Origin of the sequence: Plantactinospora sp. B6F1 (genome assembly GCF_040120695.1) — a bacterium.
Lineage (GTDB): Bacteria > Actinomycetota > Actinomycetes > Mycobacteriales > Micromonosporaceae > Plantactinospora.
Genome location: NZ_JBEEAC010000004.1, coordinates 206935 through 227246, shown reverse-complemented (window position 1 = coordinate 227246; position 20312 = coordinate 206935). Strand labels below are relative to the sequence as shown.

Annotated in this window: 17 protein-coding genes; 10 read left to right on the top strand and 7 right to left on the bottom strand. The window is 72.1% G+C overall.

Annotated features, from left to right (window positions below):
- Positions 1-9: 9 nt before the first annotated feature.
- The 4 genes from ABNF97_RS08445 to ABNF97_RS08430 are packed head-to-tail and all read left to right on the top strand — an operon-like array spanning position 10 to position 3674.
- Positions 10-807, top strand: a complete 798-nt coding sequence (locus tag ABNF97_RS08445; protein ID WP_349338167.1) for a GntR family transcriptional regulator — start codon at positions 10-12, stop codon at positions 805-807.
- On the top strand, positions 798-1529 hold the full coding sequence (locus ABNF97_RS08440; RefSeq protein ID WP_349338166.1) for a (Fe-S)-binding protein: 732 nt from the start codon (positions 798-800) through the stop codon (positions 1527-1529). Before ABNF97_RS08445 ends, ABNF97_RS08440 begins: the two co-directional genes overlap by 10 nt.
- Positions 1526-3007: a lactate utilization protein B gene (locus ABNF97_RS08435; RefSeq protein WP_349338165.1), complete on the top strand. Its 1482-nt coding sequence runs from the start codon at positions 1526-1528 to the stop codon at positions 3005-3007. The genes ABNF97_RS08440 and ABNF97_RS08435 overlap by 4 nt, the downstream gene beginning before the upstream one ends.
- Positions 2994-3674, top strand: a complete 681-nt coding sequence (locus ABNF97_RS08430; protein ID WP_130462280.1) for an LUD domain-containing protein — start codon at positions 2994-2996, stop codon at positions 3672-3674. The genes ABNF97_RS08435 and ABNF97_RS08430 overlap by 14 nt, the downstream gene beginning before the upstream one ends.
- A 49-nt stretch (positions 3675-3723) precedes the next feature.
- Here the strand turns inward: ABNF97_RS08430 and ABNF97_RS08425 are convergent, their stop codons facing one another.
- The 6 genes from ABNF97_RS08425 to ABNF97_RS08400 all read right to left on the bottom strand — a co-directional run bounded on the left by ABNF97_RS08425 (position 3724) and on the right by ABNF97_RS08400 (position 11286).
- On the bottom strand, positions 3724-4326 hold the full coding sequence (locus ABNF97_RS08425) for an ATP/GTP-binding protein (protein WP_130462279.1): 603 nt from the start codon (positions 4324-4326) through the stop codon (positions 3724-3726).
- Positions 4307-4699, bottom strand: a complete 393-nt coding sequence (locus ABNF97_RS08420) for a DUF742 domain-containing protein (RefSeq protein ID WP_130462278.1) — start codon at positions 4697-4699, stop codon at positions 4307-4309. Before ABNF97_RS08420 ends, ABNF97_RS08425 begins: the two co-directional genes overlap by 20 nt.
- Positions 4689-5111 (bottom strand): roadblock/LC7 domain-containing protein, encoded by a 423-nt coding sequence (locus ABNF97_RS08415; protein ID WP_130462277.1) that lies wholly within the window; start codon positions 5109-5111, stop codon positions 4689-4691. The genes ABNF97_RS08420 and ABNF97_RS08415 overlap by 11 nt, the downstream gene beginning before the upstream one ends.
- On the bottom strand, positions 5112-7922 hold the full coding sequence (locus ABNF97_RS08410; RefSeq protein ID WP_349338164.1) for a nitrate- and nitrite sensing domain-containing protein: 2811 nt from the start codon (positions 7920-7922) through the stop codon (positions 5112-5114).
- Positions 7923-8202: 280 nt separating this feature from the next.
- Positions 8203-9534, bottom strand: a complete 1332-nt coding sequence (locus tag ABNF97_RS08405) for an MFS transporter (protein WP_349338163.1) — start codon at positions 9532-9534, stop codon at positions 8203-8205.
- Between the two features lie 261 nt (positions 9535-9795).
- Positions 9796-11286: a catalase gene (locus tag ABNF97_RS08400; RefSeq protein ID WP_349338162.1), complete on the bottom strand. Its 1491-nt coding sequence runs from the start codon at positions 11284-11286 to the stop codon at positions 9796-9798.
- 569 nt (positions 11287-11855) lie between these two features.
- Between ABNF97_RS08400 and ABNF97_RS08395 the strand changes: the two genes are divergently transcribed.
- Together ABNF97_RS08395 and ABNF97_RS08390 are read left to right on the top strand one after the other, a co-directional pair.
- Positions 11856-12446, top strand: a complete 591-nt coding sequence (locus tag ABNF97_RS08395) for a hypothetical protein (RefSeq protein WP_349338161.1) — start codon at positions 11856-11858, stop codon at positions 12444-12446.
- 1242 nt (positions 12447-13688) lie between these two features.
- Entirely contained in the window at positions 13689-14057 is a 369-nt protein-coding gene (locus tag ABNF97_RS08390) for a hypothetical protein (protein ID WP_349338160.1), read from the top strand.
- Between the two features lie 111 nt (positions 14058-14168).
- Here the strand turns inward: ABNF97_RS08390 and ABNF97_RS08385 are convergent, their stop codons facing one another.
- Positions 14169-15935, bottom strand: a complete 1767-nt coding sequence (locus ABNF97_RS08385; protein WP_349338159.1) for a glycoside hydrolase family 6 protein — start codon at positions 15933-15935, stop codon at positions 14169-14171.
- A gap of 746 nt (positions 15936-16681) precedes the next feature.
- Between ABNF97_RS08385 and ABNF97_RS08380 the strand changes: the two genes are divergently transcribed.
- The 4 genes from ABNF97_RS08380 to ABNF97_RS08365 all read left to right on the top strand — a co-directional run bounded on the left by ABNF97_RS08380 (position 16682) and on the right by ABNF97_RS08365 (position 20255).
- Positions 16682-17788: a hypothetical protein gene (locus ABNF97_RS08380; protein WP_349338158.1), complete on the top strand. Its 1107-nt coding sequence runs from the start codon at positions 16682-16684 to the stop codon at positions 17786-17788.
- A complete protein-coding gene (locus tag ABNF97_RS08375; protein ID WP_349338157.1) occupies positions 17772-18533 on the top strand; it encodes a class F sortase in 762 nt (253 codons plus the stop codon). Before ABNF97_RS08380 ends, ABNF97_RS08375 begins: the two co-directional genes overlap by 17 nt.
- 236 nt (positions 18534-18769) lie before the next feature.
- Positions 18770-19519 (top strand): hypothetical protein, encoded by a 750-nt coding sequence (locus ABNF97_RS08370; protein ID WP_349338156.1) that lies wholly within the window; start codon positions 18770-18772, stop codon positions 19517-19519.
- On the top strand, positions 19503-20255 hold the full coding sequence (locus tag ABNF97_RS08365; protein WP_130462267.1) for a class F sortase: 753 nt from the start codon (positions 19503-19505) through the stop codon (positions 20253-20255). Before ABNF97_RS08370 ends, ABNF97_RS08365 begins: the two co-directional genes overlap by 17 nt.
- The last annotated feature ends 57 nt before the right edge of the window (positions 20256-20312 follow it).

The following is a 20312-nucleotide window of genomic DNA, read 5'->3' as shown; positions in this document are numbered from 1 at the left end:
TCTTCGATTGTGCACGGACTGCTCCGGCCGGCTCGCCGGACCACCCTCGCCGACGACGTGTACGAGTCGGTGCGGGCCCTTGTGATGGACCACGCCGTGGCCCCGGGCGAGCGGATCAACATCGACGGGCTGGCCCGCCGGCTTGAGGTGTCGCCGACCCCGGTCCGCGAGGCCCTGGCCCGGCTGGAGTCCGACGGGCTGGTCCGGAAACGGCCGCTCGCCGGCTACACCGCCGCGCCACTGCTCACCCGGACCGAGTTCGACGAACTGGTGGAGATGCGGCTGATCCTGGAGACCGCCTCGGCCCGGCGGGTGGCGCAACGGTTCGCCGGGCAACCCACCTGCGACGGCCACCGCGACCCGCACCGGGCCAGATCCACCGAGGGGGCCGCCGAGGGGTATGCCCAGGCGTCGACGGTTGCCCCGGCGGAGGCGCCGGCCGGGCTCGCCGGAGAACTCGCCGAGCTCCGCCGCGAGGCCGAGCTGCCCGACCCGACGCCCGGGACCGAGGGCTTCGCCGCGATCGCCGCCTTCACCGCCCAGGACGCCCGCTTCCACCACCTGCTCGCCGAACGCTCCGGCAACCGGATGCTGCACTCGGCCGTGGTCCGGCTCCGCGCCCACCTGCACCTGTTCCGGCTGCACTTCCCCGCCGCGCACCACGGGACCAGCACCCGGGAGCACCTGCGGATCGTCGACGCGGTCGGCGCCGGCGACCCGGACGCCGCCGGCGCCGCCATCCGCGACCACCTGCTCGCCGCCGCCGACCGGCACCTGCCGTTCTTCGAAGGAACCCGATGCGGATAGCCCTCTTCGTGACCTGCGTCAACGACCTGGTGTACCCGGGCACCGGCCGGGCCGTGGTACGCATACTGGAGCGGCTCGGCCACACCGTCGAGTTTCCGGTCGAGCAGTCCTGCTGCGGGCAGATGCACGCCAACAGCGGATACCGGGCCGAGGCACTGCCGCTGGTGCGCGGCTTCGTCGACACCTTCGGCCGGTACGACGCCGTGGTGGCCCCCTCCGGCTCGTGCGTGGCGATGGTGCGGGAGTCGTACCCCCGGCTCGCCGCCCCGGACCCCGGCCTGGCGGCGGCGGTCGCCGACCTCGCGCCCCGGGTGCACGAACTCTCCGAGCTGCTGGTCGACGTGCTCGGGGTGACCGACGTCGGCGCCGCCTTCCCGCACCGGGTGACCTACCACCCCACCTGTCACGGCCTGCGGATGCTGCGGCTCGGTGACCGTCCGCTCCGGCTGCTGCGCGCGGTACGCGGGCTGGACCTGGTGACGCTGCCCGGCGCCGAGGAATGCTGTGGCTTCGGCGGCACGTTCGCGGTGAAGAACGCCGACGTCTCCGCCGCGATGCTGGCCGACAAGTGCGCGGCGGTACGCGACACCGGGGCGGCGTACGTGGCGGCGGCGGACAACTCCTGCCTGGCGCACATCGGTGGCGGCCTGTCCCGGCGCACCGGGACGGAGCCGGAAACACCCCGCGCCATCCACTACGCCGAAATCCTGGAGCACACATGAGCGCGGGTACCGGGAACATCGTCGCGCCGCTGCCGTTTCCGACGGCGGCCCGGCGTGAACTGGCCGACGGGCAACTCCGGGCCAACCTGCGCCGGGCCACCCACACCATCCGGGACAAGCGGCTCCGGGTCGTCGACGAGGTACCGGACTGGGAGGCGCTGCGCCGCTCCGGCGCGGCGATCAAGGACGACGTCCTGGCCCGCCTGCCGGAGCTACTGGAACAGTTCGAGGCCGCCGCCACCGCCGCCGGGGCCACCGTGCACTGGGCCCGGAACTCGGCCGAGGCGTGCGCCGTCGTCACCGAACTGGTCCGGCGGACCGGCAGCACAGAGGTAGTCAAGGTCAAGTCGATGGTCACCCAGGAGATCGGGCTCAACGAGGCGCTCGCCGAGGCCGGCATCGCGGCGGTCGAGACCGACCTGGCCGAGCTCATCGTGCAGCTCGCCGACGACACCCCGTCACACATCCTGGTACCGGCGATCCACTACAACCGGCGGCAGATCCGGGACATCTTCGCCAGCCGGATGCCCGGGGTCGATCTCGACGCGCTCACCGACGACCCGCCCGCGCTCGCCGACGCGGCCCGCCGGCACCTGCGGGCGAAGTTCCTCAGCGCCCGGGTGGCGATCTCCGGCGCGAACTTCGCGGTCGCCGAGACCGGAACCCTGGCGGTGGTGGAGTCCGAGGGCAACGGCCGGATGTGCCTGACCCTGCCCGAGACGCTGATCTCCGTGGTGGGGGTGGAGAAGCTGCTGCCGACCTTCCGCGACCTGGAGGTCTTCCTGCAACTGCTGCCCCGCTCCTCTACCGGCGAGCGGATGAACCCGTACACCTCGCTCTGGACCGGAGTCACCCCGGGAGACGGTCCGGCCACGCTGCACATCGTGCTGGTCGACAACGGGCGCACCCGAACCCTGGCCGACCCGGTGGGCCGGCAGGCGCTGCGCTGCATCCGCTGCTCCGCCTGCCTGAACGTCTGCCCGGTCTACGAGCGGGTCGGCGGGCACGCGTACGGGTCGGTCTACCCGGGCCCGATCGGCGCGATCCTCTCGCCGCAGATGACCGGCCCGGACTCGGGCGCGAACCGCACCCTGCCGTACGCCTCGACGCTCTGCGGCGCCTGCTTCGACGCCTGCCCGGTCCGGATCGACATCCCCGAGGTACTGGTGCACCTGCGCCAGCGTGGCGTGGACGCGCTCCGGGGCCGGCCGTCGGCGGAGCGCACGGCGATGCGGGCGCTGTCCTGGGCGATGCGGGACCGCCGTCGGTACGCGGCAGCGCTGCGGGCAGCCCGACGCGGCGCCGCCCCGCTGCGCCTGGTCACCGGGAGTCGCGGACAGGTACGCCGACTGCCCTGGCCGCTCTCGGCCTGGACCGCGAGCCGGGACGCCCCGCTGCCGGCGAAGGAGACGTTCCGGGACTGGTGGGCGGGGCGGGATCGGACGAGCGGCGGAAGGAGCGGTGATGACCGTGCCTAGCCCGGCCCGGGGGACGGTGCCGGGTTCGGCCCGGGCGGAGATCCTGGCCCGGATCCGGGCCGCCCGGCCCAGCGGGCCGGTGCCGGTGTCCCGGGACTACCGCACCGCACCGCCGCCCGGCACGGGGCCGGCCGAACCGGCGAGCGGGGAACTGATCGACCTGCTGGTCGACCGGCTGGTGGACTACCGGGCCACGGTACGCCGCTGCGGGGCGCGGGAACTGCCAGAGGCGCTCGCCCAGTTACTGGGCGAGGTGTCGACCGTGGTCGTACCCGGGCAGGCGCCGGCGCGGTGGCTCTCGACGTACCTCGGCCGGATCCGCCGGGACGGCGACCCGGACCCGCTGACGGTGGCCGACCTCGACGCGCCGGGCGTGGCGGTGGTCACCGGCTGCGCGGTGGCGATCGCACAGACCGGCACGCTGCTGCTGGACGGCGGTCCGGACCAGGGGCGCCGGCTGCTCAGCCTGGTACCCGACCACCATCTCTGCGTGGTCCGGGCCGCGCAGGTGGTCGACGGGGTGCCGGAGGCGCTCGCCCGGCTCGCCGACCCGACCCGGCCGCTCACCCTGATCTCCGGGCCGTCGGCGACCAGCGACATCGAACTCGACCGGGTGGAGGGCGTGCACGGACCCCGCCGGTTGGACGTGCTGCTGGTCGCCGGCTGATCCCCGGCCGGTCGACGGATCGGCCGGCGGTCAGTCGCCTGGACCCGGGTCAGTTCGCCGAGACTCGCTCGGCGCGGCGGGCGGCGACGTGCTCCACCAGGGCAACCAGCACGACCTTGCCGGACTGCCGGCTGCGCGCGTCGCAGAGTACGACCGGCACGTCCGGATCCAGGTCGAGCGCGCCGCGCACCGCCTCGGCGCCGAACCGCTTGGCACCGTCGAAGCAGTTGACCCCGACCACGAACGGGATGCCCCGGCGTTCGAAGTAGTCGACCGACGGGAAGCAGTCGGCGAGTCGACGGGTGTCGGCGAGCACCACCGCACCGAGCGCGCCGAACGCCAGCTCGTCCCAGAGGAACCAGAACCGGTCCTGCCCCGGGGTACCGAAGAGATAGACCTGGAGATCGGAGTTGATCGTGATCCGGCCGAAGTCCATCGCGACGGTGGTGGTCTGCTTCCCCTCCACCCCGGACAGATCGTCGGTGCCGGCCCCGGCGTCGGTGAGCACCTCCTCGGTCTGCAAGGGACGGATCTCGCTCACCGCGCCCACCAGGGTCGTCTTGCCGACCCCGAAGCCACCGGCGATCAGGATCTTCAGGGCGAGCGGAACCCGCCGCTTCGCCGTCGGCTGGTCAGAGAGCTCGGAGTCCATCGACCACCGCCTTGAGGATGTCGTCGTCGGGGAACTGGCGTGAGGTGGGCGGGTCGTACATCGAGATCCGGCCGCTGCTGAGCAGGTCGCCGAGGAGCACCCGGATCACCCCCACCGGTAGGTTGAGGTCGGCGGCGAGATCGGCGACGGTGATCGGTCGCTGCGCCCGGGCGATGATCGCCCGCTGTTCCGGCTGCAGCTGAGGAACGCCGTCGCGGTCCTCCTCCGGTGGCCCGGCGACCACGAACGCGACCAGGTCGAACCGGCCCGCCGACGGTTGGACCCGGCCACCGGTCACCGTGTACGGCCGGACCACCGGCCCGGCGTCGTCGTCCAACCAGTCGTGGTGCGGGCCCGGTGCCTCACTGCGCATCTGCCGGCGCCCGCGGTGATCGGTTCGACGCGGACAGGTTCTGCCCCACCCGGGTCACCAGCATCGCCATCTCGTACGCGATGACGCCGATGTCCGACGCGGCACTGGCCAGTACGGCGAGGCAGGCACCCTGACCGGCGGCGGTGACGAAGAGGAAGGCGGACTCCATCTCGATCACGGTCTGCCGGACCGGTCCCGCCTGGAAGTGCCGGCTGGCTCCCTTCGCCAGGCTCTGGAAGCCGGCCGCCATCGCCGCCATGTGTTCGGCTGCCTCCCGGCCCAGGTCCCGCGACGCGGCCATCAGCAGGCCGTCCGCGGAGAGCAGCACGGCCTGCTGCGCGGAGGGTACGCGCTCCACGAGATCGTCGAGCAGCCAACCGAGATCCGCGCCCGGCTTCGTCGTGTGCACCACTCACCCGTCCCCTTCAGAATTCGTTACACCCGGATCGGCGACCCGGGAGGTGGCATCGGCGGCGCCGGGCGGCGTCAGCTCCTCGGCGTCCCGCCGCCCCCGCGCCGTACCGGACTGCAACGCGGCCATCACCGCCCGGACCTGCTCCGGGGTACGCGGCTGCGGCTCGTCCGACCCGACGTCGGCGGTAGCGCCCGCCGCGTCAACAGGGCCCGCGGCAGCGGAGCCGGCAGCGGCAGCGGAGCCGGCGGACCGGTCCGGGCCGGTCACCGGTCCGGCGCGCAGTTGCGGGGCGAGACTCGTCTGCCGGACCCGCCGGGGCAGGCCGTCCGCGCCCACCGGGCCGGCGGTCGGGCGTACCGGACCGGCGTCGACCGGGCCGGGAGTCGGAGGTACCGGGCCGGCGCCGGCCGGAACCGCCGGGAGGACCACGGTGTCGTCGTCCATTGCCGGTCGCGGCCGGCTGGCGGGCGTAACCGGGCTGGCGGCTTCCGCCGGGGCGGCGGTCGCCGGAGGCGTGCCGGCGGCGCCGACTCGGGGCACGGTCGCCGGAGGCGTGCCAGCCGACCTGGTCGGGAACGATTGCGCTGTCCCCGGGCGACTCCCCGCAGCCGGCGGTGACTGCGGTGCATCCGGGTGACTCCCCGCAGCCGGCGGCGACTGCGGTGCATCCGGGTCGTTGGCGCTGACCAGGGCGGCCAGGGCGGCGCCCGCCTTGCGCCGGGGACCGAGCCCGGCGGTCGAGCCGGGCTTCGCGGCCGGCTCGTCACCGTTCGTGAGGTCTAGCCCGGGCCGGTCGGAGCGGGCCGGCGGTCGAGTCGGATCCGAGCCGTCCGCATCACCGGCGATCGGGCCGGGACCGGTGCTCCGGGGCGTACCGTCCGACTTCGCGCCGGATCCGGCACCGCGGTCGCGCGTCGAGGTGGAGGTGTCGGGTACCACGAGATCACTGGGGATCAGCGTGACCGCCGTCACTCCGCCGTACGGAGAGGACAGCAACTGGACCCGTACGCCGTGCCTGGCGCCGAGCAGAGCGACCACGAAGAGCCCGAGCCGGGCGCTGTTCGCCGGGTCGAAGTCCGGTGGGTCGGCGAGCCGGCGGTTGGCCTGCTCGATCGCCTCGGCGGTCATGCCCAGGCCGCGATCCTCGATCTCGATCGCGTACCCGTTGGCGACCACCTGCCCGGTGACCTGCACCCGGGTGTGCGGCGGGGAGAACGAGGTGGCGTTCTCGATCAGCTCGGCGAGCAGGTGGATGACGTCACCGACCGCCCGGCCGGCGGTGGCGGCCGGCGCCACGGTGGCCAGGTCGACCCGGGCGTAGTCCTCGACCTCGGAGATCGCCCCCCGGATCACGTCCACCATGGAGACCGGGTTGCGCCAGCCCCGGCCCGGCGCGGATCCGGCGAGCACGACCAGGTCCTCGGCGTGCCGCCGCATCCGGGTCGCCATGTGGTCGAGCCGGAAGAGGTCCTCCAACTCGTCCGGCTGGGACGCCCGCCGCTCCATCCGGTCAAGCAGCGCGAGCTGGCGGTGCAGCAGGGTCTGGCTGCGCCGGGCGATGTTGAGGAAGACGTCCCGCAGACCGCGGCGCAGCGCGGCCTCGTCGATCGCCGACGCGATGGCGGTACGCTGCACCTCGCTGAACGCGTGGCCGAGCTGGCCGATCTCGTCCTGCCCGTAGTCGAGCGGCGGCGCCTCGGCCTCGACGTCCACCTCCTCGCCCCTGCGCAGCCGTCCGACGACATCCGGCAGCCGTTCGTCCGCCATGTTCAGTGCGTCGGCGCGCAGGCTGGTCAGCCGCCGCACCAGGGACCGGCCGATCCGCAGCGCGATGACCGCCGAGAGGAGTACGGCGACGAAGCCGAGCAGGCCGGCGAGACCCAACCGGAGCAGGATGCCGACGGCCACCGGTCGGCTCCGCTCGGTGAGCGATTCCGCGCCACTCAGCTCGAAGTCGCGCAGTTCCCGCTGGACCGCCTCGTAGCTGTTCTGCCACGCCCGGGCGTCGACCGGCAGCGTGCTGCCGCCGCCACGGCTGATCAGGTCGTCCTCCATCCGGCGCAGCCGGACGTATGCGTCCCCCTCGGTGAGCTGCTGGTACGCCATCCGGTCGGCGTCCGGCAGCTCCGCTGTGGTCGACGCGTAGAGGAATCGCTGGGTGCCGACGATCTGAACGAACTGGGCGTGCTCGCCCGCCCCGAAGCGCCCGGCGCTGAACGCACCGGCGAGCAGCGCGTCGGCCTGGGCCCCGACCTCGCGGGCCCGGCCGAGTTCGGTCAGGCTCCGGGCCTCCCGGGCGAGGGCGTCGTCCGGCAGCGTGTTCAGCGCGGAGAACGTCCGGAACGTGGCGTCGATGATTCCGCTGTAGAGGCCGAGCGCACCGCTGGCGTCGACGGTGCGCCGGTCGATGAAGACGCGTCCGGACCGCAGTGCGTCGATCGCGGTGAGCAGCTGGTCGATCCGGGCGTCGATCAGCGCACCGGTGGTGTCCCGCAGGTCTGCGTCGGTGGTCCGGCGGCGGAACTCGGCAATTGCCTGGTCGGTCCGGGTCCGCTGGTCGGCGAGGGCGGCGCGGACGCTCGGGTCGACCAGGTGTCGCACCGAGAGGCGGCGCTCCTGCTGCAACTCCACCACGAGCACCGCACCGGGCCGCCCCACCTCGTCGAGCAGGGTCTGGGCGGCGAGTAGCTTCGACGCGGGCCCGACGGTGAGCGTGGTCGCGAAGATCCAGAGCGCCGACAACGCGACGATCGGCACGGCGACCAGCGCGACGATCTTCGAGCGGATCGGCCAGTTCTGGGTTTCCATCAGACCTCGCCGGAAGGGGATATGTCAGGGGCGACACCCGCACCGGCGGCCCGCGGCTCCGGACAGAGTCGAGGGTCACGGGCGCGCGTGCCTTCGGCAGGATACGTAATCGGCGCCGTGTGCACTACCGGACGAGAGGCTTCCAGTTGATCCAATCCGACAATTAAATTGACAACTATCTTTCTCAAATGGCTCCGACCCTGCTCGCCGGGGTGGGCCGGAGCGCCGACCGGCCCACCCCACCGACCGTTTCTGCCGGCATCCCCCTCCGCGACGGCCGTCACCGGCGTCCGCGGGCCGTCCGCCGCCGGTCCCGCTCCGCCGTGGTCCGGCCCAACCCGATCGCCAGCACCAGGTAGGGCAGGGCGAGCAGCCCGAAGACCACGCCGTGCCCGGCAACCGTCGAGGCGAGGGCGTACCCGCCGTACACCGCGATGGTGACCAGTTCGGTGCCGAGTCCGGCCAACGACGTCACCGTGGCCCTGGCCGGTCCGGCGATGCTCTCCTGGAGGCGTACGTCGGCCACCAGGCTTGCCATCTGCAGGGCGCAGAACGCCGCCGCCACCAGTACGAAGCCCGCCGGCCGGCCGGTCAGCGCACCCAGGGCCAGGGTGATCGAGGCCGCCCCCACCACCACGGCGAACCACCGCGCCGGCAGCCGCTGCCCGAACGGGGTGAGCAGGCCGCCGAGCATCACCCCGGCCCAGACCAGCAACACCAGCAGCGGCACGTCGGCGGCCGGGGCGACCTCACCGGCCAGCAACGGCACGTACTCCTCCAGCCCGCCCCAGATGCCGAGCATCGCCGGCAGGATCAGCAGCGCCCGGCGTACCGTCCGGCTCTGCCGGGCCTCGGCCAACGCCCCGCGCAGGATCGCGAGCGGACCGGATGCCCCCGCCTCGACCACCGGCGCCGGGGCGAGCTGGACGAGATCCCCGGACGGCACTCGGGTCCCACCGCCCGACGCGACGACGCCCCCTCCCTCCGGGACGGGGTCGGCGGACGGGGCGGCGGGCGGTGCCGGTGCCCGGTGTTCCGGCAGTGCCAGCCCCACCGCCGCACAGAGCAGGCTGGCCAGCACGCTGGCGACCCCGACCGCGGGGTAACCGCCGACCGCGAAGACCGGACTGGCGACCGCGATCGCCAGCAGCGCGCCGAGCAGGCTCACGGTGCTGGCCCGTCCGATCACCCGGCCGTAGCGGTCGGCCAGACCGAGCCGGTCGAGTTCGTCGTAGAGCAGGGCCTCGGAGGCGCCGGACTGGAGGGCACCCCGCGCGCCCCAGAGCACGAAGCCGAGCGCGAAGACCCAGTAGGAGGGTGCCGCGACCCAGAGCCCGAAGCCGACCGCGCCGAGCAGCGGGCCACCGGCGAGCAGCAGACGCCGGGAGACGGCGTCGGCCCAGACCCCCGACGGGACCTCAAGGACGATCCCGGTCAGCGACCAGATGACGAAGAGCGAGGAGATCTGCGCGACCGAAAGCCCGGTGTCGGTGAACAGCAGCGCGTACACCGGGTAGAGCAGGACGAAGTCGTCCAGGAATGCGTACAGGTAGAAGGTGGTGATCAACCGCCGCGCACGAGCTGCCGGCGCGGACGACGAGGTGACGGGCATGAGGCCTTCCCACGGGGACGAATCGGACTCGGAATCGGGTCACGAACGTCCCGGGCGGGCCCCGGCAGCGCGGTCCGGGCCGGCCTCCGGCGGGGAATCAATGTCGGTGCGTCATGCCGGCAGTCTAAGCGGTCGGTGGGCTCGCCGGAGAACGGGACGGGGCGTCCCTCGGCGCGCTCACGCCGAGGGACGCCCCGTCCGACTGCCGGGAGCCGGGCTCGTTCTGCCCGGGAACCGGGCTCATTTCCGGGGGACGCCGGATCAGGCGCCCGCCGCCAGCCCCAGCCCCTCGGCGACCCGTCGCCCGTACGCCTCGTCGCACTGGTGCAGGTGCCGGACCATCTGCTCCTGGATGTGCTTGTCGCACTGGCCGAGCTGATTGATCATGTTTTTCACCAGGTCGTCCCGCTCCCACGCCGGCATGGTGCGGAACCGCTCGCCCGCCTGGGCGTAGTTGTTCTCCCGCTCGATCGGAGCCCGCATCACCTGCCCGGAGACGTGCGGCCGGTACTCCCGGTACGACCCGTCGGCCTCGGCCAGCCCCGCGGCGGAGGACGGCTCGTAGTTGATGTGCGGGTTGCCGCCCCGGTTGTCCACCCCGTACGCCATCTGCCCGCCATCCTGGTTGGTGTTGACCTGGACGTCCTGCCGGGGCGCGTTGACCGGCAACTGGAGGTAGTTCGGACCCACCCGGTACCGCTGGGTGTCGGAGTAGGAGAAGGTCCGACCGACCAGCATCTTGTCGTCGCTGAAGTCCAGCCCGTCGACCAGCACACCGGTGCCGAACGCGATCTGCTCGTTCTCGTTGTGGAAGTTGCTGACGTTGCGGTTCAGGGTCATCATCCCGACCGGGCGCAGCGGGAAGACGTCCTCCGGCCAGGTCTTGGTGTCGTCGAGCGGGTCGAAGTCCAGCTCCGGGTGCTCGTCGTCGCTCATGATCTGGACGTTCAGCTCCCACCTCGGGTACTCGCCGCGCTCGATCGCCTCGTAGAGGTCCTTGGACGCGTGCCCCAGCTCGGTCGCCTGGATGGCCGCGGCCTGCTCCTCGGTCAGCGACTCGATGCCCTGCTGCGACTTCCAGTGGTACTTGACCAGTACGCCCTCGCCGGCCGCGTTGACCATCCGGTAGGTGTTCACCCCGAAGCCGTCCTGGGTCCGGTAGTTGGCCGGGATGCCGCGCGGGCTGAACAGCCAGGTCAGCATGTGCATCGACTCGGGGGCGTTGGACATGAAGTCGAAGATCCGGTTCGGCTCCTGCCGGAAGGTGACGGGGTCCGGCTTCAGGGCGTGGATCACGTCCGGAAACTTGATCGCGTCCCGGATGAAGAAGACCGGCAGGTTGTTGCCGACCAGGTCCCAGTTGCCGTCGTCGGTGCGGAACTTGACCGCGAAGCCGCGCGGGTCGCGGGTCGCCTCGGAGGAGTCCCGGCCACCGATCACTGTGGAGAACCGGATCGAGACCGGGGTCTTCTTCCCCCTGCTCTGGAATAGCTTGGCCCGGGTGTACGTCGACGCCGGCTCGTCGCCGATCGTCCCGTACGCCTCGAACTCGCCGTGCGCGACGAAGCCGCGCGCGTGCACCACCCGCTCCGGGATGCGTTCCCGGTCGAAGTGGCTGATCTTCTCCAGAAAGTGGTAGTTCTCCAGCGTGGCCGGGCCGCGCGAGCCCACCGTCCGCTGCTGCTGGTTGTTGTGTACGGGGTGACCCTGTCGGGTCGTGAGCGTCGGCTTCTTCACCTGGGGATCGCTCATCGGTCTCCTCCTGTCCATGCTCTTCCTGGCAGTCGGGCAGTGCCGGGACGTGATCCTGATCCCGCTCGGAAAGCGGATGTTCCGCCCAGTCCAACGGAGGGCGACGACCTGCGACCCGATCACCGGGTGATCCACCGCGGCCGGGTGGAGTTCGTCGCCGAGCAGTGCCCGCCTCGGGCCGGGCCTGCCGGGTGCCGGTCGCCGGAACCGGCCGTACTGGCCGGTCATGGGCCGGTCGTGGCCGGTGCGGCTCCGCCCGGCACCAGACCAGCCAACCGCGTTTTCTGGAATGAGTCAAGTTATGTCGTACATCCCACTCCGGCCCCGCCGACCTCGCCGCGCCGGTCCCGAGGTGGCCGCGGCGGCCTGAGGACGTAGCTGACCGCCTCACCTCGTCGGGGCGGCGCGTCTCCCCGCACCAGTTGTTCCGGCCGATTTTCCCAATCGGACACCCTACGACCGGTTCCTTACGCTCCGCGCCGGTTCCCGTCAGCGGGCAGGAATGTGTGTGCCAGATCTGGATTGGCGATCAGGGTGCAGCGGGAATACCAGGAGACGAAGGAGGAACCATGTCGCCCATAGAAGTCGTCCTCATCGTCCTTGTGGTCCTCGTCGTCGCCGCAGCCGTACCGGCCATCTGGGTGGTAAGCCGCCGCCGCGCCCTGCGCAGCCGGTTCGGCCCGGAGTACGACCGGGTGGTCGCCGAGCGGCAGAGCCGGTCCGCAGCCGAGCACGAACTCCGGGAGCGGGAACGCCGGCACGCCGAGCTGACGCTCACTCCGCTCTCCGCCGACTCGCGCCGGCAGTACGCGGCCGACTGGGAGGAGATCCAGGCCCGGTTCGTCGACTCCCCCGCCGAGGCGGTGGGTGCGGCGGACGAACTGGTCACCCGGCTGATCGCCGAGCGCGGCTATCCGATCGGCGAGTACGACGACCAGCTCGCCCGCCTCTCCGTCGAGCACGCCCGCACCCTGACCCACTACCGGGACGCGCACGACATCCAACTGCGCAACGAGCGTGGCGAGGCCAGCACCGAGCAGCTCCGCCAGGCCGTCGTGCACTACCGCGCGCTCTTCGCCGACCTGCTCGGTGAGGACCCCGTACGCCAGTCCTCGGACGAGACCCGTCCGGACACCCCGCAGGACGTACCGAGCCGGTGAGGAGGCACCCTGCCATGCGTCAACAGGAACAGCAGATCGACAACGACGACGCCGACGTGACCCGCTCCGACGCCGACGTGACCCGCTCCGAGGACGGGGCACTGGACGACGACCGCTTCGCCGAGCGCTCGTCGACGGACCGCACCGGAGACCTCGACGGCGCCACCGGGAGCGCTGGCGACCGAGGTGACCTCGACGGCGTCACCGAAAGCACCGGTGACCGGGGTGACCTGGCCGACGCCGGCCGGGCCGGCAGCGACGGGCCGACCGGCGAGGCCGCCGGAAACACCGGCACGGTCTACGCCACCGCCGAAGCGGACGGCGCCGACGAGGCCCGGAGCGATGCCCGCCAGCGCTCCGACACACCGGAGTTCCACGAGCCGGCGCCGCTACCCACCGCCTTCGGTGCCAGCACCGTCGGCGGCGCGGTGGCCGCCTCGGCACTGGCCGGCAGTCACCGCGACCCGCGCAGCGAAGACACGATCCGCTCCGGGGACGGCCCGGCCGACGACCGGATCGACGGGGTCGGCGATGCCACCCGGGCCGGCGTACCGGCCGACGGCGACGAGCCGGATCGGCCGGTGGACCCATCCGGCCGGACCTTGCCGGAGGGCTCGGCGGTCGGGGTGGCGCATCCGGTGAACGGGGACGCGGCCAGCACGGGCGACACCGACGCGCTGGCCGGGGAGACCCGCTCGCCGACGCCGGCCGGCGACCGGAACGAGCCGGCCACAACGGACGACGAGTTCACTACGGACGACGCGACCGCCAGCGACGACGCGACCACCACGACGGATGGTGGCGGGACGGCGGACGGTGGGCTGCCGCCCGGTGCCGAGCCGGCCGAGCCGATCGTCGCGCTCCTCGACCAGGAGGCGGTGCAGGGCTTCCGGGACCGCTGGCGGGATGTGCAGCTCCGGTTCGTCGACGATCCGCCGGGCGCCACCGAGCAGGCCCACCGGCTGGTACGGGAGTCCGTGGAGGCGGTCACCGCCGCCCTGACCCGGCAGAGTGACGAACTCGGCGGCTGGCAGAACGAGGACGGCACCGACACCGAGCGGTTGCGGATGGTGGTCCGCCGGCACCGGGACTTCCTGGACCGCCTACTCGGCCGTCCGGCACCCGGTGCGGGCCGGTCGGCGTGGGCCGGTGGGTCGGGGCGGGCGCGGAGAGGCATGGCGCGGGTCGTCCGGGGTAGCCGAATCGGAGGACTAGTCGCATCCGGACAGGAGGGCAGCAAGCATGACGGAGCGCGATCCGACCCGCAACCGGCCGTTGGAGGAAAGCCCGGAGGTGGCTGCCGCGATCGAGGACGACGTCGCCGTACCGCAGCTCGCCGCCGACGGTGGCCGGGGTGCGGAGAATCCGGACTTCGTGGACCCGGAGGACGTTCCCGGCGACTTCCCGCCCACCGAGAACCTGCTCGGCGATGCGTACGGGCAGGGCGCGGGCGGTGCCGGTGAGACGCGTACCGGTGCCGAGCAGCCGTGGGACCCGGAGGACCTGGCGGTGGCGCAGGGCCGCGACCCGACGCCGGAGAACGTGCGGCGGGCCGGCGAGGAGCTGGACCGGGAGGGCACCGCGGCCACGGTGGAGAAGACGGTGCCCTGATCGGGGTACCACCGGAACGGAACCGGGGGCGGTCCCCGTCCGGTGCGTTGCCGCGCCGGACGGGGACCGCCCTGGTGGTGCTGCCCTGCTGGGCCAGTTGCTACCAGCCGATCAGAGCGCCGGGTAGGCGTTCTGCATCAGCTCGGTGAGCTGCGCCGGGAACCAGGCACCCGAGATCGGGGCACCGGAAAGCGCGCCGCTCATGTTGTTGTTGTTCCGCGGGTTGCCGCCGTAGGTCGGGTCGCACATCCGGTCGAAGCCCTTGCCCTCGTCGTTGTCGATCTGGGTGCTGGAGCCGTCCGACTCGCCCGGGGGCTTGATCCAGACGTACGCGTCGATCCCGGTCGCCGGGTTGGCCCGCGGCCGCTCACCCAGACCGGCACCGCTCTGGTTGCACCAGTTGCCGAGGTGGATCCGGCGGTCGATGCGGGAGCCGTCGACCTGCTCGTCGACGGTGCCCGAGGTGACCGGGCCGGTGGGCCGGGCCGAGCCGCCCCAACCGTTACGCGAGGTGTCGATCAGCATGCCGATGCTGCTGGAGAAGCCCTGCGAGATCAGCTCGGTCCGGAGGGCCTGGGCGAAGCGCTGCTCGTCCACGTACCGGTTGTAGTCGATCCACTTCGACAGCCGGTTCTGCTCGGTCACGTTGAGGTACGGCTCGACGGTGGCCGAGTAGTTGGCGGTGTTGGCGATGAAGCCGTGCACGTTGGCCACGGTGCTGCCCTCGGCGCGGGCGGCCTCGGCGAAGATCTGCGCGGAGGGCCGGAAGTTGTCGTCCCACCCGATCCAGCCGTGGTGGCCGGCGTCGATGTAGTTGTAGACGTTCGGGATCGCACCGAGCTTGGCCAGGGCGTAGCCGACACCCTTGACGTAGTTGCCGTTGGCCTTCATCGTGTTGCAGTTGTCGGTCGCGGTCTCCCGCGGCGCCACGTTGGTGACCAGGTTCGGCAGCGAGTCGATCTCGATGATCGCGATGATCCGCAGGTTCCGGTAGGCCGAATCCGACATGATCGCGGCGATCGGGTCGATGTACTCGGTCTTGTACTTGGGCAGCTCGTCCGCCGCGAGTTCACCGTTCGAGGCCAGCGCCGCGCAGTCCCGGCCCGGCAGGTTGTAGATGACGATCTGGATGTAGCCGGCGTTCTGCGCCAGCGCCTCGTCCAGGTGGTCCCGCAGGCCCATCGGGCCGTTGGAGCTGCTGTCCGGGGTGCCGGTGATCGCGGCGATCCGGTCGAGCCAGACACCGGTCGGGTTGTTGGAGATCCGGCTGCCGCCGGAGACGCTCTCCGCCTTGGCCTTCCACTCCGGGTTCACGTAGCCCTGGGCGCCGGCGTACGGGTTGTCCACTCGGCCGGGGCCGGGGTTGCCGGTCGGTCCGGTGGTCGGCGGGGTGGTCGGCGGGTTGGTCGGGTTGCCGGTCGGTCCACTGGTCGGCGGCGTGGTCGGCGCGGTGCCGTTGCAGGTCGTCCCGTTGATGCTGAAGGACGTCGGTGCCGGGTTGCTGCCGCTCCAGGAACCGTTGAACCCGATGCCGGTGGACGCGCCGGTGGCCAGGTTGCCGTTCCAGGACATGTTCGTGGCCGTCACCTGGCTGCCGGACTGGGTCCAGTTCGCCGACCAGCCCTGGGTCACCCGCTGGCTGCTGTCCGGGAAGGTGAAGCGGAGGGTCCAGCCGTTGATCGCGTCACCGACGTTCCGGATGGTGATGTTGGCGCTGAAACCACCCTGCCACTGGTTGGCACTGTAGGTGACGCTGCACCCGGGGGCCGCCTGCGCCACCGACGCCGGGATGGTGACCAGACCGGCGGCGACCAAAGCGCTCGCACCGGCCACCGCGACGGCTTTCTGCCGAATGGACAATCTACTCCGTAAATTCATGCCACTGATCTCCTTGAGCCAGCCGGTCACGTCAGGCGGAACCGGCGCGGCGGTCACGCGGACGTCGCGTCAGGTGTGGATTACGTCCGTGGTACGCCATGGGGGACTGCGGTATGCCCGACCCGGACGGGCGCAACTGGTGGTGGTGCCGGCCGCGGTCAGCGGCCGTGGTGCGACGACGCCGTCCGGTGAACCGGTTGCCCTCGACGCCTGCTGCGCGGTGTGGCTCCCCCGGCACAGTGGATGAATTCTTGCATGGGAGCGCTTCCACCACAACACCCCGATACTGATGGCTGACGATTCCCTGCTCGCGCCGGCCGCCGGCAGGGACCGCCACGACCTGCGGCGGCGCGGCCAGAGCCGGGCACAGTGGACCACCTCGGACCGGAGCCTACCGCGCGAACCCGGCCCGGTTGCGGTACGGAAACCCCATGTCCGGGACCGGTCGCTCGACATCGAACGAAGATCAGGTTCCTCGATGTGTCCACGTTGGAGCGAGCCCTCGGCGGAGGGCGTCCGGGGCTCACCGGACCGGGCGGGCACGAACCGGACGACCGCCCCCGATCCCCCGGATCGGCTCGATCACGGCGCAACCAGCCGCGCGGCGCCCGTTCGGGCCGCCGGACGCCTTCTCCACCCGTTCGTGGAAAAGACGAGAAAATCCGATGAAAGCTCGCGAATTCGCTAATCTCGGTCATGGCTCGTCTGCCGACGAGCTGAGGCAAGAGGGAAGGATGACGAAAGTCATGTCCAAGAAGTTCCTCGGCAAGATGATCGCAGGAGCCGCCCTCGGCGGCGCCTCCCTACTCGCTTTCTCCCCTGCGGCCGCCCTGGCGGACGGCGGCTACCACCCGGAGGGGTACCACAACGACAGCTCCGGGAAGGTCTTCGCGAAGCCGCACGCGGCGAAGCCCGGGCAGAAGGTCGAACTCATCGAGGTCTGCCCCGACGCGCAGAAGCACGCCTGGTTGTGGTCGAAGGTCACCGGGAAGGTGGACCTGGCCCACGAGAAGCACCGGGACGACCACAGGACCGACACGAAGCCCGAGTACCCCGGCGGCGCGGAGAAGGGTTCCGGGGAGTACGGCGGCAAGGAGAACGGTGGCGGGGACGCCTACCAGGACGGGGAGGACTACAGCGGCGGGGAGGACTACAAGAAGGAGAGTGAGTACCAGGAGTACCTCCGGTACAAGGAGTACCAGGAGTACCAGGAGTACCGCCGCTACAAGGAAAAGAAGCACGGGGCGGCCCCGGCGGAGAACGGGGCGCCCCGGGCCGAATCCGCTCCGTCGACCGCCGAGCAGGCACCGGCGGCACCCGGTCCGTCGGCCGACGGGGTGCCGGCACCGGCCCCCTCGGCGAGTGGTCAGCCCCAGCAGCAGCCCGCCGAGGGTCAGCAGCCACCGGGCGGCACCGGCGGGATGGCGCTGGACGACGGTGGGCACGGCTGGACGGAGAGCGGGAAGGCCGAGGACTCCAGGCACGGCTGGGAACGGGCCGGGCAGAGCAAGGACGGCTGGGAAGCCGAGCAGAGCAAGGACGGCTGGGAAGCCGAGGAAGAGGCCAAGTCGGACTGGCACGGCGGCGCCGAGGAGAAGAAGGCCGGCCACGAGTACCGGGCCAGCGTCACGATCCCCTGGGACGCCAAGCCGGGGTCGTACGACCTCAAGGGCTCCTGCGGCGAGGGCAAGCTGATCATCCTGCCGAAGGGCTGGGTCGACGGGGGTGACGGCGGGCCGACCTCCGGAAACAGCGACAACCTCGCGGTCGCCGGGGTCGGGATGCTCGGGTTGGCCGGACTCGGCGGACTGGTGCTGATGCGGCAGCGCCGTACCGATGAGTCAGCCGTCTGACACGACGGCGAGCGGTGCCGGCGGCCGGCACGGGAGACCGTGGCGTGCCGCCGGCACCGTACTCGTCGCCCTGCTGGCCCTGCTGGGGGCCGGCCTGATCGGGGCCGCCCTGAACACGCCGGATCCGACCTCGCCGCCGCAGCCGAGCGCCGGTGCCGCCCCGGACCACCCGGACCGGGCGGCCCGCGACGCGGCGGCCGGGACGGACCTTCGGACCGCACCGGCATCCCCGGCGGCTCCGGAGAACGGGGGTGACGCCTCGCCCGCGCCCGTGACCACACGGGTGCTGACCAGGTCGGAACCGATCAAGGTCACGATTCCGAAGATCGGCGTGGACGCGACCGTCATGCCCGTGGGGCTCACCCCGACCGGCATGGTGCAGGTGCCACCGCTGGCCAAGGCGGAGCTGGCCGGCTGGTACGCACCTGGTCCAAGTCCGGGCGAGGCCGGCAATGCCGTGATCGTCGGCCACGTCGACTCGCAGAAGGTCGGACCGGCCGTCTTCTTCCGGCTCGGCGCCCTGCTGCCCGGGGACCGCGTCGAGGTGATCCGCAGGGACGGCAGTCTGGCCACCTTCGTGGTGGACGGCGTGAAGTCGTACCCGAAGACCGCCTTTCCCACCGACCTCGTCTACGGCCCGACCGACGAGCCGGGGTTGCGCCTGGTGACCTGCGGCGGGGACTTCGACGAGTTGGCCGGCTCCTATCCGGACAACATCATCGCCTTCGCCCGGCTCGCCGGGTAGCGGCGACGGCGCCCGGCACGGGCCAGGGGGACAGCGGCGTACCGCTGTCCCCCTCTGTGCGTTGGGCGAACCGGTCGGCGAACCGGACACCACAGATGCGAGGCCCCCTCTACCACCCAGAAGCGAGCTTTCCGAAAGAACACGCGTAATCACGACATCCGCTCACAAACTGGTTAGCGTCGGTCCTGGCTCGGCTGGTCGCCGAGCAACCAACGGGGAAGGAGTGACTACGAGTCATGAGTAGGAAGTTGCTGGGGAAGGTGTTGGCCGGCGCCGGTATCGGTGCGGCGTCTCTGCTGATCTGCGCGCCCGGGACCGCTCTGGCGGACGACGCCCCGAACGGGTGGGAGCGCGAGGGGCACATCCACACCGTGCCGAAGGGGGTGAAGCCGGGCCACAAATTCAAGATCATCCTGAAGTGCGACCACCCGGTGGAGCGGGCCTGGGTCTCGTCGAAGGTCACCGGCAAGCTCTGGCTCAAGCCCTTAGCGGAGGACGGTGTCCGAGTACCGGAGCGGCCCCGCCCACCCGCGGACGGCGACCAGCCGGACGGCGACGGCCAGCCGCCGCTCCCGCCGGAGGACGGACAGCCGGGACTGCCGCAGGGCAGCCAGCCCGGGGACGACACGTCGCCGACCGACGGGGGTCAGCCGCAACCGCCGCCCGCCGACGCGAACGCGGAGAGCGACGACGAGCAGGGCGACGGCGGCCAGGGCGGCCAGGCCGCGTACGGCGACGAGGCCGTCTACTGGGCCTGGGCCAAGGTGCCGCACAAGACCAAGCCTGGGCACTACCGGGCCTGGGGGGCGTGCGACGCCACGGGCAACATCGTGGTGCTGCCCCGGGGCCCCGTAGCCGGTGGTGACGGCGGTGCCACCAGCACCGACCAGGGTCGGACGGCAGCCGGGGCCGGCCTGCTGGGAGCGGCCGCGCTCGGTGGCTTCCTGATGATCCGCCGGCGTCGTACCGATGGTTCAGCGGCCTGACGGCTCGACCAGGCGCACCGGCGGCCGGCACGGGCAACCGTGGCGTGCCGCCGGCGTCGTCCTGGTCGTCCTGCTCGCACTCGGCGGAACCGCCCTGCTCACCGCCGGTCTGCGGCCGGCGCCCGCGCAGCCGCCGCAGCCGGCCGAGACCGAGGCCGGCGAGGCACCGCCGCAGCCGGAGTGGAGACCGGAGGCACCGCCGTCGTCGTCGCCGGCCCCGGGCAGCCCGTACGGCCAGCCGGGCGGCCGGGCCGACGTGCCGGCCCAGCCGGTGGAGCTGCCGCGCTCGGAGCCGGTCAGGATCACCATTCCGAAGATCAAGGTGAACGCGAAGATCATCTCGCTCGGGGTGAACGACGACGGGACCGTGCAGGTGCCGCCGCTCAAGCAGGCCCAGCTGGCCGGCTGGTACAACGCCGGGGCCAGCCCCGGCGAGGTGGGCAACGCGGTGGTGGTCGGGCACGTCGACTCGGCCGCGATGGGGCCGGCGGTCTTCTTCCGGCTCGGCGCTCTGAAGCGCGGCGACCGGATCGAGGTCACCCGCAAGGACGGCAAGGTCGTCCGGTTCACGGTGGACGCGGTGAAGTCGTACCCGAAGACGTCGTTCCCGTCCGAACTGGTCTACGGGCCGGCGGACACGGCGCGGCTCCAGGTGGTGACCTGCGGTGGCACCTTCGACCGCAAGAAACGCAGCTACCGCAACAACGTGATCGTCTCCGCGACCCGGATCCCCTGAGTCGGGACCCGGGTCGCGGCGGCGGCCGGTGCGGCGGCCCGCCGGGCCAGCGGAGCA